Source organism: Gluconacetobacter liquefaciens, assembly GCF_003350405.1.
Lineage (GTDB): Bacteria > Pseudomonadota > Alphaproteobacteria > Acetobacterales > Acetobacteraceae > Gluconacetobacter > Gluconacetobacter liquefaciens.
In genome coordinates this window covers 77,166-92,373 of sequence record NZ_QQAW01000007.1, presented here as the reverse complement: position 1 = coordinate 92,373, position 15,208 = coordinate 77,166, and the positions used below count along the sequence as shown (strand labels likewise).

Sequence of the window (15,208 nt, the reverse complement as noted above, 5' to 3'; positions counted from 1 at the left end):
CACCAGCAGCCTTTGTCAGGTGGCCACACGGACCCTGCCTGGAAATGTGGGCTGGTGAGCGAGAGCGGACCGCCAGGGACGCGCCCGTCGTGTGTTTCCGAGCACCGAAGCGGAGCGGCCTCAATGGCCGTGAGCATCGGAGCGCAGGAAACGCGCGTCGGCTCGCCACCAGCAGCCTTTGTCAGGTGGTCACGCAGACCCTGCCTGGAAATGTGGGCTGGTGAGCGAGAGCGGACCGCCTGGGCCGCGTCCGTCGTGTGTTTCCGAGCACCGAAGCGGAGCGGCCTCAATGGCCGTGAGCACCGGAGCGCAGGAAACACGCGTCGGCTCGCCGCCAGCACGCATTTACAGGCAGGGTCTCAGATCATGTAGTCGATTGGGGGGAGCATCTGGTCCATCGTGAAGGCCGGCAGGGCGCTGTGGCGCGTGCCGACCGGCCGCGCCGGGTTGCCGACGACGGTGGTGAAGGGTGGCACCGATTCCAGCACGATCGACCCGGCGCCGACCTTGGCCCCCTCGCCCAGTTCGATATTGCCCAGAATCTTGGCGCCGGCGCCGATCAGTACCCCGCGCCGCACCTTGGGGTGACGGTCGCCGACATTCTTGCCGGTGCCGCCCAGCGTCACACCCTGGAGCAGCGAAACGTCGTCTTCCAGCACCGAGGTCTCGCCGATCACGATTCCGGTGCCGTGATCGAACAGGATGCGCCGGCCCAGCCGCGCCGCCGGGTGGATATCGACGGCGAACAGTTCCGATGTGCGGCTTTGCAGATGCAGGGCCAGGTAACGCCGGCCGTTGTTCCACAGCCAGTGGGCCACGCGATAGCACTGCACCGCGTGATAGCCCTTGAAGAACAGAAACGGCGTCGCGTAGTTCGCCGTTGCCGGATCGCGCTCGCGGATCGCCACCAGATCAGCGGCGGCGGCCGCGACGATCTGCGGATCGGCGGCGAAGGCCTCGGTCACCAGTTCCGACAGCGCGTCATCAGCCACCGAGCGGTCGCCCAGCTTGCGCCCGATCAGCGCGGCCAACCCGTTGGCGAAGGTGGCGTGGTTGCGGATGCCGGTGGCCAGCAGGCCGCGCACCAGCGGATCGTCACAGCCCTCGCAGCCTGCCGCGATATCCATCCACAGCCGTTCCTGGTCGATGGAAACCAGTGTCGGCTCCGCAACGGCGCGGGTGCCGCGGGCCGCGGCCAGCGAGGTCGGGGAAATATCAGGCATGAAACCGGTCCTGTCAGCGGAAGGAACGATATGGGAGGGCGCCGCCCCGTTGACCAGAGGCGGCCTTGCGACACGACGCGCTACAGGCCCATCGCGTGGCGGACGAAGGCACGCCGCAGCGCGGGCATGCGATGCACGCCGGCCAATCCGAGGTCCCGGGCGCGGCGCAGCACGGGATTGTCGTTGCCGAATAGTCGCTCCAGCATGTCGGTCGCGGCCAACATGAGCATGTTGGCGGGGCGACAGCGTGCCTGATACTGGCGCAGCAGGGACGGCGCGCCCAGGTCCTCGCCCCGCGCATGGGCGGCGATCAGCACGTCGGAAAGCGCCGCGACGTCCCGGAAACCCAGATTGAGCCCCTGCCCGGCGATGGGGTGGATGCCATGCGCCGCATCGCCTACCAGCACCATCCGCGTGTCGAAATAGCGCTGCGCATATTGCGCCGACAGCGGGTAGACCCAGCGCCGCCCTACAGGCGTCACCCGGCCCAGCCAGTCGCCCATGCGGCGCTGGATCTCGTGCGCGAAGGCATCGTGCGGCAAGGCCGCCATGCGCCGCGCCAGCGCGTCGCTTTCCGACCAGACGATGGCGGAGAGGTTCGGATGCTCGGGCGTCGCGGCCATCGGCAGTTGCGCGAACGGCCCGGCAGGCAAGAAATGTTCCAGCGCACGGTTGTTATGCGGATGCTCGTGCGCCACGGCGCAGACGATGCCGCTCTGATGATAGGGCAGACGGGTGATGCCGATCCGCGCCTGATCGCGCAGCGCGGAGCGCCGCCCCTCGGCCGCTACGATCAGCCGGGCACCGAAGGTGCGGCCCGATTGCATCCGCACCCGCGCGCCTTCGGCAGTGCGGGTTATCGTCGCCTCATCCGGCGCAAGCACCGTGAGCAGGTCATGGGCATGGAGTGCACGGTTCAGCGCCACGCGCAGCGCGCGGGCCTCGATCATCCATCCAAACGGCTGCTCGGCATCCTGCCGCCCGAATTCCAGGAACAGGGGCGAAGGCTTCTCGCCGGGTCGGCCGTCGGAGACGCGAATTTCCTCGATCGGGCAGGCCTGGAGTGGCAGCAGGCCCCACACGCCGGCGTCCTCCAGCAGACGACGCGGGCCGGCGGCGATGGCATACGCGCGGCCGTCGAAGGCCGGGTCTTCCATCGGCGGCAGCGCCGCGCGATCGACAATGGCCACGCGCAGGCCCGCCACCGCCAGACGGCAGGCCAGCGTGGCGCCGACCGGCCCTGCCCCAACGATGCAGACATCCACATCGTCCTGCCCGGTGCCGGTCTGGGGGTGGGACATCGTGCCTGCGGTCATGAGTGTGGTCCTGCAATAGCCGTTCCGGCCCGATGGCCCTGCGGCGAGAATGATCCGTTCCGGTGCGCGCGCCCATAATTAAGGCACATCATGCCGCACACCAATGGCGCAAGGCACACCAGACACCGCGCTCCGTCAACCATGCGCGTACTTGGCACGGTTTTTGTATTGCCCTAATCGCGATTTGGATCATCATTCCGCATCAGGAAAAACGGACTACAACAATGAACCAAGGAGACGTGGCGCGATGAAGCTTGTCACAGCCATCATCAAGCCCTTCAAGCTCGACGACGTTCGCGAATCCCTGACGCCCCTGGGCATCCAGGGCCTGACCGTCTCGGAAGTGAAGGGATTCGGCCGCCAGAAGGGACAGACCGAAATCTATCGCGGCGCGGAATATCACGTCAGCTTCCTGCCCAAGGTGAAGATCGAGATCGCGGTCTCCGACGACATCGTGGACCAGGTGGTGGACGTGATCCTTCAGTCCGCCCACACCGGCAAGATCGGCGACGGCAAGATCTTCGTCTCCAGTCTGGACAGCGTCATCCGCATCCGCACGCGGGAAATGGGAGAAGACGCGCTGTGACCATTCCGGGCGCCTGTCGCGCGATACCCCGCCTGCCGGCCGCCGTTGCGGCGGTGGCGGCAGTTTCCCTGGCCGGCTTCTCCACTCCGGCATTCGCCGCCGATGCTCCGCCTCCGATCGACACGGGCGATACGGCGTGGATGCTGGTCAGCACGGCGCTGGTGCTAATGATGACGATCCCGGGTCTGGCGCTGTTCTATGCCGGCATGGTTCGCCGCAAGAACGTGCTGGCGACGTTGATGCAGTCGTTTGCGATCTGCTGCATCATCACGGTGGTATGGATGGTGGCCGGCTACAGCCTGGCCTTCGGCAACGGCACGCCCTTCATCGGCGACCTGTCGCGCTTCATGCTGAACGGCATCGGCGCGCATATCGCCAAGGGCGCCGATATCGGCTTCACGCTGGGCGCGGGCACCCCCAACGCCACGACGATGACGATCCCCGAGAGCATCTACATGATGTTCCAGATGACGTTCGCCATCATCACCCCGGCGCTGATCACGGGGGCCTTCGCCGAGCGCATGAAGTTCAGCGCCCTGTGCGTCTTTACCGTCCTGTGGTCGCTGCTGGTCTATGCGCCGGTCGCCCACTGGGTATGGAGCCCGCTGGGCTGGGTCGCCGGGCTGGGCGCCATCGACTTCGCGGGCGGCACCGTGGTGCATATCAATGCCGGCATCGCCGGCCTGGTCACCGCGCTGGTGCTGGGGAAGCGCGTCGGCTACGGGCAGGACGACCTGTCGCCCTTCAACCTGACCTACGCCATCATCGGCGCGTCGCTGCTGTGGGTGGGCTGGTTCGGCTTCAACGCCGGCTCGGCGCTGGGGGCCAACGGGCGCGCCGGCATGGCCATGGCCACGACGCAGATCGCCGCTGCCGCCGCCGGCGTAGGCTGGATGCTGGCCGAATGGGCACGGACCGGCAAGCCGACCGTGCTGGGCATCATTTCCGGCGCCGTCGGCGGGCTGGTCGCCATTACGCCTGCGGCGGGTTTCGTGCTGCCGGGCAGCGCGCTGATCATCGGCCTGCTGGCCGGCGTGATCTGCTTCTGGACCGCCACCTCGCTGAAGCACATGCTGGGCTATGACGACAGTCTGGATGCCTTCGGCGTGCATGGCATCGGCGGCATCATCGGTGCGCTGCTGACGGGCGTGTTCGCCTATGGTCCGCTCTCGGCCACCGATGCCAACCCCGCCGGCATCAGCGGTTCGCTGGCGCAACTCGGCGTGCAGGCCGAGGCGGTGGCCGTCACCATCGTGTGGTGTGCGGTCGTGTCGTTCGTGCTGCTGAAGATCATCGATGCCAGCATCGGTCTGCGCGTCAGCCGTGACGACGAACAGGAAGGGCTGGACATGACCCAGCATGGGGAGCGCATCAATATCTGATCGGTCGCCATCTCTTCTTCCGCCGACCAGAACAGGCCGGACCGGGCATTGCCCCGGTCCGGCCTTTTTCTTTCCGTATTCGGATCATGATGTTATGAAACAGGATGCAGACCCGATGGCCCGTCGCGGCATGATGCCCGCCGGCTCGTTCTGAACGGAAAGGATCGCACTTTCATGGCTATTGCGCTTCGTGGCCGGATTGCCGTTGCCATGCTTCTTGCCGCACCCGCCGCGCCCCTGCTCGCCCCCCAGGCCCACGCCGTCAGCGCGGCGCAGGCGTGCTACCAGAAATTCAACGCCGAACGGAAAGCCGGCACCGTCAAGGGCCAGACCTACAAAGAGTTCAAGGCGGCGCAGTGCGCGACGCCCGAGGCCGCTGCCGCTGCCCCCGCGACACCCGCCACGCCGGCGGCTCCCGCAACCGCGGCGACGCCCGCCGCCCCTGCCGCACCTGTTGCGGCTGCTGCGCCGGCCGCCGCTGCCGCCGGCAGCGCGGTGCTGCCCAACGCGGTCTCGGCGCAATATGCCAGCGAGAGCGCGGGCAAGGCCCGCCTGCACACCTGTCTGGACCAGTACAAGGCCAACAAGGCGACCAACGCCAATGGTGGCCTGAAATGGATCCAGAAGGGCGGCGGCTATTACAGCGTCTGCAACGCCCACCTGAAGGGCTGATGCCGGCCGGTTGCGACGGGGCACCCGGCCCCGTCGCAACCCGCTACCGCCGGGCCGGCCGCACGAACATCCGGTTACCGGCATAGGATATCCAGACATTATGCCGGGCGAACCAGTCCGCCCCCAGCAGCATGTCCACCCTGTCCCGCAGCGGCGCGACCGTCAGCACCGGCGCGTGCTCCACCTCGTTCCCTACCCACAGGCTGGCGAAACGATGCCAGTGATACCATTTCATCCGGCCATCGACGCCGCTGGTCTCGCCCCCCGGATCGACCGCCAGTCGGTCCTCCGACACCCCCACCCGTGCTGCCGCGTCCGTCGAGAGAATGCGCGAGCGCGCGCCGCTATCCACCAGGGCGCTCAGCGCCTGTCCGTCCAGTTCCACCCCGACCGCCACGCGATGGCCGTCGCGCACCAGCGGCACGGTGTCGTAGGCTCCATGCCAGGCCGGCGCGGCATGGCACGCGCCGTCATCGCCCCGCATGCGCCATAGCGACAGCCAGCCGCCCGCGACATCGAATTCCAGATCGAAATGCGACAGCACGTCGCCACCCAGCAGCCCCGCAACCGGCGGCGTGATCATCGGCTGCCCCGGCAGGTCGCCCACCGGCGTAGAGAGCGGGCCGAGATCGAGGCCCTTCCCGTCTTCCGCGCTCAGGCGCAGATCGGCGATCAGGACATTGGGCACCATCCCCCCGGCGCCTCCGGTGCCGTACAGCACGGTGCGCCGTCCGGAATCGATCAACAGCCCCAGTGCCTCGGCCACCCGGCCACTGATCAGGCCACCTTCGGCCCCTGTATCGACCACGAGGCTGTACGCCCCTTGCGCCGCCCGCCCAGCGATCGAAACCGGCACCGAGAGATAGCCGCCGTCATCGCGCAGCGGCACCCGTGCGATGCGGGTGACGGCACAGGGCACGGGCGCCCCGTCCTGAGCCAGCGTCCCATCCTGAGCCAGCGCGGAGGCCGGCAGCAGGCACAGCAGCGCTGCCGCCAGCCAGCGCGACCGACGCGCGCGGTCAGCCTCCGGCGGCAAAACGGTCGGTAGCGTCCAGCAACGCGGTCTGGATTCCCGGTTCCGAAACGGCATGGCCGGCATCGTCCACCAGACGGAAATCGGCTTCGGGCCAGGCACGATGCAGGTCCCATGCCGTCCGCATAGGGGTGGCCGCGTCATAGCGCCCCTGTACGATCACGGCCGGAATGTGCCGTATCCGCGCCACGTCACGGATCAACTGGCCTTCTTCCAGCCAGCCGCCATGGACGAAATAATGGTTCTCGATCCGCGAGAAGGCCAACGCATAGTCTTCGTCGGCGTGCTGGGCGGAGAGCGCCGGTGCCGGGCGCAGGGTCAGCGTCTCGCCTTCCCACACGCTCCAGGCCACGGCGGCCTCGACCCGTACCGCCCGGTCGGGGTCGGTCAGGCGGCGGCGATAGGCCGCCATCATGTCGCCACGCTCCGCCTCCGGAATCGGCGCCTGGAACTGCTCCCATTTGTCAGGGAACAGCCAGGATGCACCCTCCTGATAATACCAGAGCAATTCGGCGTGCCGCAGGGTGAAGATCCCGCGGAGGATCAGTCCTGTCACGCGCTCGGGGTGCGTCTCGGCATAGGCCAGGGACAGCGTCGACCCCCATGAGCCGCCGAACACCAACCAGCGTTCCGCACCCGTCAGCACGCGCAGGCGCTCGATATCCGCAACCAGATGCCAGGTCGTGTTGTTGTCCAGTCCGGCATGGGGCGTTGAGCGACCGCATCCGCGCTGGTCGAATAGCAGAATGCGATAGCGGGCCGGATCGAACAGGCGGCGATGCGCCGGGGTACAGCCGCCGCCGGGGCCGCCATGCAGGAACACCACGGGAATCCCGTCCGGATTGCCGCACAGTTCCCAGTAGACACGGTGCCCGTCGCCCGTGTCCAGAACGCCGGTGCGATAGGGCTCGATCGGCGGATATGGCATGCGGCCGGCAGCGATGGTCATGGGTCGTTCTTCCCCGTTGTTGTTTCCGCGTCCTGAGACGAGCCGTGCCCGGCGGCGCGCGGATGGGCACCGGCCCAAACCTGCATCAGCCGCGCTTCGTCCGCCAGTGTATAGCGTTGGGTCGTCGACAGGCTGACATGGCCCAGCAGATCCTGGATCACGCGCAGGTCCGCGCCGCCTTCCATCAGATGCGTGGCGAAGGAATGCCGCAGCGCATGCGGGGTCGCATGGTCGGGCAGGCCCGCCATGTCGCGCCACACCCGCATGGCGCGCTGCGCCACCGCCGGCTGCAACCGACCGCCGCGCACACCGGGGAACAATGGCGCGTCCGGTAGCGGCGCCGGGTGTCTGGCCCGCCATTCCGTGAGGGCACGCACGACGACCGGCACCATCGGCACCAGCCGTTCCCGCCCCCCCTTGCCACGGATCAACAGCGTACCGCCCGCCGACAGCGCCCGGTCGAGATCGCGGATATCCAGCCTCAGCGCTTCGGAAATACGCAAGCCGCAGCCATAGAGCAGCAGGAACAGCGTCCGGTCGCGCTGCTCGGCCAGCGGGCTGGCGGCAATGGCACCCAGCCCGTCGGGCACCTCCAGCGCCTGGTCCGTCGTCAGCGGACGCGGCAGCGAGGCGCGGAAACGGGGGGCCGCCAGCAGACCCGGCGCCGGGTTGGTCACGCCATGATACCGCGCCAGATACCGATAGAAGGAGCGCATGGCCGAAACCCGCCGGGCACGTGTTCGCGCCGCGCGATCCGCCCCGCCGGTGTGACGGCCGCCCGCCGCCTTTTGCGCCCCGGCATGTTCCGACGCCAGCCAGGCGCGCAGGTCGGTCAGCGACAGCCGGTCCAACACCGCAAGGTCCACCGTGCCACCCACATGGGTGCCGACAAATGCCAGAAACCGGTCCAGATCACCCCGATAGGCGGTGAGCGTTAGCGTCGCCGCCCGTTTTTCGTCGCGCATCCAGTCCAGAAACGCATCGCGCAGTTCGGCACCGGTCATCGGGGCAGCCGCGCGGCACGCGACGATTGCCGGACAAGACAGCGGGCGGCTGGGGCGATAGAAAACCTCATGGTCCATGCGAGTCTAGACAAACGCCCCCCTGCGCGAAAGCCGGAAAGCGCCGGCCGGCCGCGCGTCGCGGTGCTGTTGCCGCTGCCCTTTCCCGGCCCGTTCGACTACGCCGTGCCACCCGCGCTGACCGACCTGCAACCGGGCGACATCGTCAGCGTACCGCTGGGCCGTCGGACCGAAACCGGCGTGGTGTGGGACCCGACCCCTGCCCTGCCACCGGAATTCACGCCCCCGCCGATGAAAGCGGTGGCGGACGGACGGCTGAAGCCGGTGATCAGCCGGCTGGACCAGCCCCCCCTGCCCGGTGCGCTGCGCCGCTTCGTCGATTGGGTGGCGGCCTATACGCTCTCGCCCCCCGGCATGGTGCTGGCCATGGCGCTACGCACCGCCGCCACCGCGCCCGTTACCCCAACCACGGGCTGGACCGTCGCCGAACCGCCGCCCGACCTGCGCGAAACCCCCGCCCGCCGCCGGGTGCTGGAGATTGCCGCCAGCGACGGCCCGCTGCCCGGCGCCGAACTGGCCCGGCGCGCGGGCGTGGGCACCAGCGTCGTACGCGGCCTGGCCGATGCCGGCGCGCTGCGGGCCGTGGTGCTGAAGCCCGCGCCGCCGTTTGCCGCGCCCGACCCCGCCCATTGCCCGCCGACCCTGGGGGACGGCCAGAAGGAGGCGGCACAGAGCCTGCGCGACCTCGCCGGAGCGGGCGGGTTTTCCGTCACGCTGCTGGAGGGCGTCACCGGATCGGGCAAGACCGAGATCTATATGGAAGCCATCGCCGCCTGCCTGGAACGCGGCCGGCAGGTGCTGGTGCTGCTGCCGGAAATCGCGCTGTCGGCACAATGGACCGGCCGCTTCACCCGGCGTTTCGGCGCCGAGCCCGCGCTGTGGCACTCCGACCTGAGCCCGCGCCTGCGCCGTGTTACGTGGCACGCGGTGGCCGAAGGGACGGCGCGGGTAGTGGTGGGCGCGCGTTCGGCGCTGTTCCTGCCGTTTGCAGAACTTGGGCTGATCATCGTCGATGAGGAGCATGAAAGCGCCTTCAAGCAGGAAGACGGCGTAACCTATCACGCGCGCGACATGGCGGTGGTACGGGCACGAATGGACCACGCGCCGATCCTGCTGGTTTCCGCCACGCCCAGCCTGGAGACACTGGCCAATGTCGGTGCCGGCCGCTACCGCCATCTGGCGCTGACCGCGCGCCATGGCGGGGCCACGATGCCTGAGGTGCGCACCATCGACATGCGCGCCAATCCACCCGAGCGCGGGCTGTTTCTCTCCCCCGTGCTGACCGAGGCGATGCAGGCGACGATGGCGCGTGGCGAGCAGGCAATGCTGTTCCTCAACCGTCGCGGCTATGCGCCGCTGACGCTGTGCCGCACCTGCGGCCATCGCCTGCAATGCCCCAACTGCACCGCCTGGCTGGTGGAACATCGGGCGCGCCGCGTCATCACCTGCCACCATTGCGGCTATCAGGAGCCCACGCCGCCCACCTGCCCCTCCTGCCATGCCGAAGCCAGCCTGACCCCGATCGGCCCCGGCGTGGAGCGCATCACCGAGGAAGCCCGCGCCACCTTCCCCGATGCCCGCCTGCTGGTGATGGCCAGCGACACGCTGCCCGGGCCGGCCGCGACCGCCGACGCGGTGGCGCAGATCGCCCGGCGCGAGGTCGATCTGGTGATCGGCACACAGATCGTCGCCAAGGGCTGGCATTTTCCGCATCTGACACTGGTCGGCGTGGTCGATGCCGATCTCGGGCTTGGCGGCGGCGACCTGCGCGCGGCGGAACGCACGGTGCAATTGCTGCATCAGGTCGCGGGCCGCGCCGGCCGCGCGGAAGCGCCCGGCACCGTGTTGTTGCAAAGCTATTGTACCGAACACCCGGTGATGCAGGCCCTGGTCTCGGGCGATTTCGCCAGCTTCATGCGGCAGGAGGCCGAGCAGCGCCGCCCCGGCTTCTGGCCGCCGTTCGGCCGTCTGGCGGCCCTGATCGTCAGCGCCGATACGCCGGAGGCCGCCGATGCCACCGCACAAGCCCTGGGCGCCAGTGCGCCGCGCGGCGACGGCTTGCAGGTTCTGGGCCCCGCGCCGGCCCCGCTAGCCATCCTGCGCGGCCGTCACCGACGGCGGCTGCTCCTGCGCGCCCGGCGCGAAATCGCGCTGCAACCGATCGTGCGGCAATGGCTGGAACGGGTAGCGCCGGAACGCGGCGCGCGGATCGACGTCGATATCGATCCTGTTTCGTTTCTTTGACGCCTGCGCAGGACAGGCTTGCAAACACTGGACCGATCTAAAAACCATTTCATTCGGCGCAGCGGGCGCATGACCTTATGACGGGTAGAGACAATCGTGGCACGCGCCGCCCTGAATTCGTCCAAGGGAGAAATGACCATTGAATCGTCGCGACCTTTTCACCGCCGCCGCCGGTGCGACCCTTCTGCCCGCTCTGGCTGGCGTGTCACGCGCCGGCACGGTGTCGGGCGACACGGTGCCCACCGGTTCACTGGAAGTCGTTGCCGAATTCTATGGTCCCGGTCCCTCGGGAATTGCCGTCACGCCGGATAACCGCATCTTCGTCGGTTTTCCGCGCCATGCCGAGAACCACCGCAAGGCCACGCTCGCCGAACTGAAGGGCGACGTGCTGGTGCCCTATCCCGACAAGGCCCTCAGCCTGCCATCCTCAGCCAGCCCGGACCACCGGCTGATCTCGATCCACGGCATGACGACCGACAGCAAGGGGCGGCTGTGGGCGATCGACGATGGCAAGATCGTCGGCCAGCCCATTGCGCCGGGGGCGGCGAAGGTGATCGGCATCGACCCGGCAACCGACAAGCTGATTGCCAGTATCGTGCTGAAGGCGCCGGCCATGCGGCCCGACAGCCATATGAACGATCTGCGCGTCGATTTGACGCACGGCGCGCTCGGCACGGCCTATGTCGCGGATTCCTCCTTCGGCACCTCGCCAGCGTTGGTCGTGGTCGATATCGCGACCGGCCGCCAGCGGCGCGTGCTGGCCGATCATCCATCAATCCAGGCCGAGAAAGGGTTCTTGACGGTACTGGATGGGCGCCCGTTGCGCTACGACCCCAAGAACCCGACCTTTCCGATCGGCGGGGTGGACAGCATCACCCTCAGCCCGGACAGCACCCGGCTTTATTACTCGCCGCTGACCAGCCGCCGCCTCTACAGCATTCCGACCGCGCTGCTATCGAATTTCGACGCGACCGAGGAACAGCTTGCCGCCGGCGTCACCGATCACGGCGAGAAGGTCATGACCGACGGCATGGCAACCGACGCCCAGGGCAGGATTTACCTGACGGCAAGCGAGCATGATTCCATCATGCGCTGGCTGCCGGAAGACGGCACGATCGAGGTCGTGGCGCGTGACCCGCGCATCGTCTGGCCGGACGGAATTTTCGTCACCGCCAACCATGTCTATTGCACGCTGGGGCAGTGGAATCGTCTGGCGGGGTTCAACGGTGGCAAGGACCTGCGCCAGCCGCCCTATCTGCTGATGCGCGCACCGATCACGCCGCCTATCCGCGAAGATCAGCGCTGAACAGCCAAAGGGAAAAACCGCGCTGAGGGAGAGCCGACGCGCGGAAAACCGCCGTCAGACCGCCATCCGCGCGACTTACGAAAACAGCCTGATCGCGGCCCAAGCGTGAGCGCCTGGGGTCAGGCGCCCTCGCCCACATCCTTCACCGATGCATCGGCCATTCCCTTGAGCCAATAGCCTGATGCCTTGAGCCATGCTGGGGCGATTGCGCGCTCTTCCAGCAGATAGCGGCGCACCGCCTTCGCCACGCTGGCCTCGGCCCCGACCCAGACGAAGGTGTGGTCCGGGATTTCGATACCGGCCAGCACGTCGAGGATGCCTCCTGCCTGGTCCGCCGCCTCCATGGGCCGATGAACCCAATGCGCGTCATGTCGAGCGGGTGTCGTGAACGTCTGCTCGTCATCGGCACCGGGCACCGCCACCACCGTCGTGACCCTGTCATGGGCCGAAAACGCCTCGACCCGTCGGCCGATGGCGGGAAGCGCCGTTTCGTCGCCGATCAGAAGCCATTCATCCACCGGGCCGGCGATGACCTGCGACCCGCGCGGGCCGGCGATTTCCAGCCTGTCTCCGACCCTGGCAGCCCGCGCCCAGGCGGCGGCGGGACCGCCATCATGGTTCACGAAATCCAGGACCAGGGTCCTGGCCTGCGGGTCGTATCGGCGCGGCGTGTAATCCCGCCGCGTCACTTCGCCGTTGAGGTCGGGCACGAAAATCTTGATGTGGTCGTCAGGCGACGCGCTGACGAAGCCGTCGAGGTCGGCACCGGTCAGCGTTACCCGGATCATGTGCGGGGTCAGGGACTCCACGGCCGCGACCTTCAGATCGCGCCGCTTCAGTTCATGCCGCACCCGCTGAATCACGGGACCATCCCCGCGACCGTGAAAAGATTCGATCCTGTTCATCTGCCTTTCCTCCTATGTCCTCACGCCTGCCCGATTTCGCGGGCAGCGGTATCGAGCAGGTCGGCGATCTTCTGTTCCGCCGCCTGGTCCAGCCCGCCATTGCGCAGGCGCAGACGCAGCGCCGTTTTCAGATTTTCCATGGCGCGCATCACCGGCACGGGGATGTTCCGGCGTCCGCCGCCGCCTTCCGCGCCGGCGGCTGCCGAACGGGCGAGAATTTCATCGAGCCCGGCGCGGTTCGCGGTCAGGAACGCCTCACCTTCCGGGGTGATGTGATAGCTCTTGCGGCCATCTTCCTCGGCAAGGCGCACATAGCCCGCTTCGTCCAACCACGTGAGCGTCGGGTAGATCACGCCGGGGCTGGGCGTGTAGCTGCCGCCAAACCGTTCCTCGATGGTGCGGATCAGTTCGTAGCCATAGGTCGGCTTGTCGGCGATCAGGCTGAGGACCAGCAGGCGCATCTCGCCGTAATCCAGCAGCCGGTTGCGGCCACCGCGGCGGCCACCGCCACCCCGGCCGTGATGCCAGCCGGCCCCCATGAATCCGGAGGGGCCTTCAGCGGAAAAGAAACGGCGATCGCGACCGCCATCATGTCTGTTTCTGTGTTTCATGATCCCGATATGCATCCAGATATATCGAAATTCAAGATATATCGAGATGTATTTTTCTTCATACGGACCGATGGTGCCTGACGCAGCCGCGACAGGTCGCGTCAGACACCCGTATTTCCGCATCAACGTGCTGAGAAGCACGCTGATTTTCTGGGGTTCGCGTTTTTAGCGGTAACGGGCCAGCCAATGGGCATAAGGCGGCGGCAGCACCCAGGCGGCATCCTGACGGCCCAGCGCCTTCGCTGCCGCATAGGGCCAGTGCGGATCGGCGAGCAGCGGGCGCCCGACCATGACGACATCGACCTCCTCCTGGCGCACCATCGCATCGGCAAGCTGCGGCGCGCTGGCGGCGTTCCAGCTTGTGGCGGTCGGCAGACCCGTCTCGCGCCGGACCTGCCCCGCGATCGCTCCCAGAAAACCTGGCCCCCAGGGAATCTGCGCCGTCGGCGTATTGAAGCCGATCGACACATCGACGAAGCCCAGCCCCTCCTGTTTCATGACCCGGAGCATGGTCAGCGCTTCGGCAAACATCGCCTCATCGTCGCCGGCGAACTCGACTACCCCCAGCCGGATCGACAGCGGCAGGTTTTCCGGCCACACCGCACGCACGGCGCGCAGGGTCTCGACCAGGAAGCGCGCGCGGTTTTCGGCGGAACTGCCATAGGCATCCGTCCGTTGGTTGGCGAATGGAGAAAAGAAGCTCTGCGCCAGATATCCATGCGCGAAATGCAGCATCAGCCATTTGAACCCGGCATCGCGCGCGCGGATGGTGGCCGATACGAAATCCTGCCGCACCCGTTCGATATCCGCGATCGTCATCTCTCGCGGCTGGCGCGGCAGATTGCCGCCGAACGCCACGGCCGAAGGCGCGATCGTCGGCCAGGCGCGCGGATCGGATTCCGGAAGATGGTCGTCGCCTTCCCACGGCCGGTTGGCGCTGGCCTTGCGGCCGGCATGGGCGATCTGGATGCCCGGTACCGATCCGGCCTCGGTGATGGCACGGGCGATCGGTGCCAGGGCCTCGGCCTGGTCGTCGCGCCAGATCCCCACATCACCGGGCGTGATCCGACCTTCGGGCGAAACGGCCGCAGCCTCCACCACCACCAGCCCCGCGCCGCCGCGCGCCAACGTGCCCAGATGCACATGGTGCCAGTCGTTTACCATGCCGTCCTCGGCCATATACTGGCACATGGGCGAAACCGCGATCCGGTTGCGCAAGGTCACGTCGCCCAGCGTGTAGGGGGTAAAGAGATGTGTCATCCGATCTTCCTCTTCCTCGCCTCTCCCGTCCGGGAGGGGATAGTTCCACTTTTATCGAACAAACGGCATATCGGGTAGAGTGAGCGCCATGGCAAGAGTTGAATGCGGCTATGCTCATCCGGATGAAGAGACCGTGTCGCTGGAAGCGATCTTCCATGCGCTGTCCGATCCCTATCGCCTGCGCATCGTCCGGGCCCTCGCCGCCAGCGCCGTGCCCATGAATTGCGGCGACCTGAGCTTCGGCCGGCCGAAATCGAGCATGTCGCATCATTTCCGCATCCTGCGCGCCTCCGGCGTGCTGCACACGGCCAGCCAGGGCGTGGAGCATATGAACAGCCTGCGTCGCGAGATGCTGGACCGACGCTTCCCCGGCCTGATGGCGGCGGTCCTGGGTGAAATCGGGCACTCCGCCACCACGGAAGCATCCGCACGCCCGCTCACGCCCGCCTGAAAGCGGCGCCATTGGCTGCCACCGCTCGGCATGGCGGCTCCAGCATTGGTCCCGACCATGCCTGGAACCGCCCTGCTATTGACGCCCCGTCCATGATGGAACATGTGTGCCATCCAAGCAGTGCAAATCCCGGACCTCGGACGCGGAGACTGAATCCCGATGCCCATGGTGAACGGCGCCCCGGGCTG

14 protein-coding genes are annotated in these 15,208 nt (G+C 67.6%); 6 read left to right on the top strand and 8 right to left on the bottom strand.

The genetic code is table 11. The features are described 5' to 3' along the window. Positions 1 to 359: 359 nt before the first annotated feature. Together cysE and C7453_RS12905 are read right to left on the bottom strand one after the other, a co-directional pair. Positions 360 to 1,127 carry a serine O-acetyltransferase gene (gene cysE, locus C7453_RS12910; protein ID WP_245949031.1) on the bottom strand — a complete coding sequence of 256 codons (768 nt, stop codon included), beginning with the start codon at positions 1,125 to 1,127 and terminating at the stop codon, positions 360 to 362. 176 nt (positions 1,128 to 1,303) lie between these two features. After that, positions 1,304 to 2,539: a UbiH/UbiF/VisC/COQ6 family ubiquinone biosynthesis hydroxylase gene (locus tag C7453_RS12905; protein WP_114727957.1), complete on the bottom strand. Its 1,236-nt coding sequence runs from the start codon at positions 2,537 to 2,539 to the stop codon at positions 1,304 to 1,306. A gap of 247 nt (positions 2,540 to 2,786) precedes the next feature. Here C7453_RS12905 and C7453_RS12900 point away from each other — a divergent pair, with 247 nt between their 5' ends. The 3 genes from C7453_RS12900 to C7453_RS12890 all read left to right on the top strand — a co-directional run bounded on the left by C7453_RS12900 (position 2,787) and on the right by C7453_RS12890 (position 5,179). After that, entirely contained in the window at positions 2,787 to 3,125 is a 339-nt protein-coding gene (locus C7453_RS12900) for a P-II family nitrogen regulator (protein ID WP_114727956.1), read from the top strand. Positions 3,126 to 3,127: 2 nt separating this feature from the next. After that, a complete protein-coding gene (locus C7453_RS12895; RefSeq protein ID WP_114728049.1) occupies positions 3,128 to 4,507 on the top strand; it encodes an ammonium transporter in 1,380 nt (459 codons plus the stop codon). A gap of 174 nt (positions 4,508 to 4,681) precedes the next feature. Continuing rightward, positions 4,682 to 5,179 (top strand): hypothetical protein, encoded by a 498-nt coding sequence (locus C7453_RS12890; RefSeq protein ID WP_114727955.1) that lies wholly within the window; start codon positions 4,682 to 4,684, stop codon positions 5,177 to 5,179. A gap of 43 nt (positions 5,180 to 5,222) precedes the next feature. Here the strand turns inward: C7453_RS12890 and C7453_RS12885 are convergent, their stop codons facing one another. Genes C7453_RS12885 through C7453_RS12875 form a run of 3 tightly spaced genes read right to left on the bottom strand, consistent with a single transcriptional unit; the run spans position 5,223 to position 8,165 of the window. Then, positions 5,223 to 6,215: a pepsin/retropepsin-like aspartic protease family protein gene (locus C7453_RS12885; RefSeq protein WP_245949018.1), complete on the bottom strand. Its 993-nt coding sequence runs from the start codon at positions 6,213 to 6,215 to the stop codon at positions 5,223 to 5,225. Further along, complete coding sequence (pip, locus tag C7453_RS12880) at positions 6,199 to 7,161, bottom strand: prolyl aminopeptidase (protein WP_114727954.1); 963 nt, start codon at positions 7,159 to 7,161, stop codon at positions 6,199 to 6,201. The genes C7453_RS12885 and pip overlap by 17 nt, the downstream gene beginning before the upstream one ends. After that, the gene (locus C7453_RS12875; protein ID WP_114727953.1) at positions 7,158 to 8,165 is read right to left on the bottom strand and encodes a tyrosine recombinase XerC; all 1,008 of its coding nucleotides are present in this window, start codon (positions 8,163 to 8,165) and stop codon (positions 7,158 to 7,160) included. The genes pip and C7453_RS12875 overlap by 4 nt, the downstream gene beginning before the upstream one ends. Before the next feature lie 69 nt (positions 8,166 to 8,234). Between C7453_RS12875 and C7453_RS12870 the strand changes: the two genes are divergently transcribed. Continuing rightward, positions 8,235 to 10,487 (top strand): primosomal protein N', encoded by a 2,253-nt coding sequence (locus C7453_RS12870; protein WP_114727952.1) that lies wholly within the window; start codon positions 8,235 to 8,237, stop codon positions 10,485 to 10,487. 139 nt (positions 10,488 to 10,626) lie between these two features. Beyond that, complete coding sequence (locus tag C7453_RS12865; protein ID WP_114727951.1) at positions 10,627 to 11,793, top strand: L-dopachrome tautomerase-related protein; 1,167 nt, start codon at positions 10,627 to 10,629, stop codon at positions 11,791 to 11,793. 119 nt (positions 11,794 to 11,912) lie between these two features. On the opposite strand, the gene C7453_RS12860 is transcribed toward C7453_RS12865, so the two are convergent. The 3 genes from C7453_RS12860 to C7453_RS12850 all read right to left on the bottom strand — a co-directional run bounded on the left by C7453_RS12860 (position 11,913) and on the right by C7453_RS12850 (position 14,569). After that, the gene (locus C7453_RS12860; RefSeq protein WP_114727950.1) at positions 11,913 to 12,698 is read right to left on the bottom strand and encodes a siderophore-interacting protein; all 786 of its coding nucleotides are present in this window, start codon (positions 12,696 to 12,698) and stop codon (positions 11,913 to 11,915) included. Between the two features lie 20 nt (positions 12,699 to 12,718). Further along, the gene (locus tag C7453_RS12855) at positions 12,719 to 13,309 is read right to left on the bottom strand and encodes a PadR family transcriptional regulator (protein ID WP_114728047.1); all 591 of its coding nucleotides are present in this window, start codon (positions 13,307 to 13,309) and stop codon (positions 12,719 to 12,721) included. A 165-nt stretch (positions 13,310 to 13,474) separates the two neighbouring features. Next, positions 13,475 to 14,569, bottom strand: a complete 1,095-nt coding sequence (locus tag C7453_RS12850; RefSeq protein ID WP_114727949.1) for an NADH:flavin oxidoreductase/NADH oxidase — start codon at positions 14,567 to 14,569, stop codon at positions 13,475 to 13,477. An 88-nt stretch (positions 14,570 to 14,657) separates the two neighbouring features. On the opposite strand from C7453_RS12850, the gene C7453_RS12845 reads away from it, so the two are divergent. After that, positions 14,658 to 15,020 carry an ArsR/SmtB family transcription factor gene (locus C7453_RS12845; RefSeq protein WP_114727948.1) on the top strand — a complete coding sequence of 121 codons (363 nt, stop codon included), beginning with the start codon at positions 14,658 to 14,660 and terminating at the stop codon, positions 15,018 to 15,020. Positions 15,021 to 15,208: the final 188 nt, after the last annotated feature.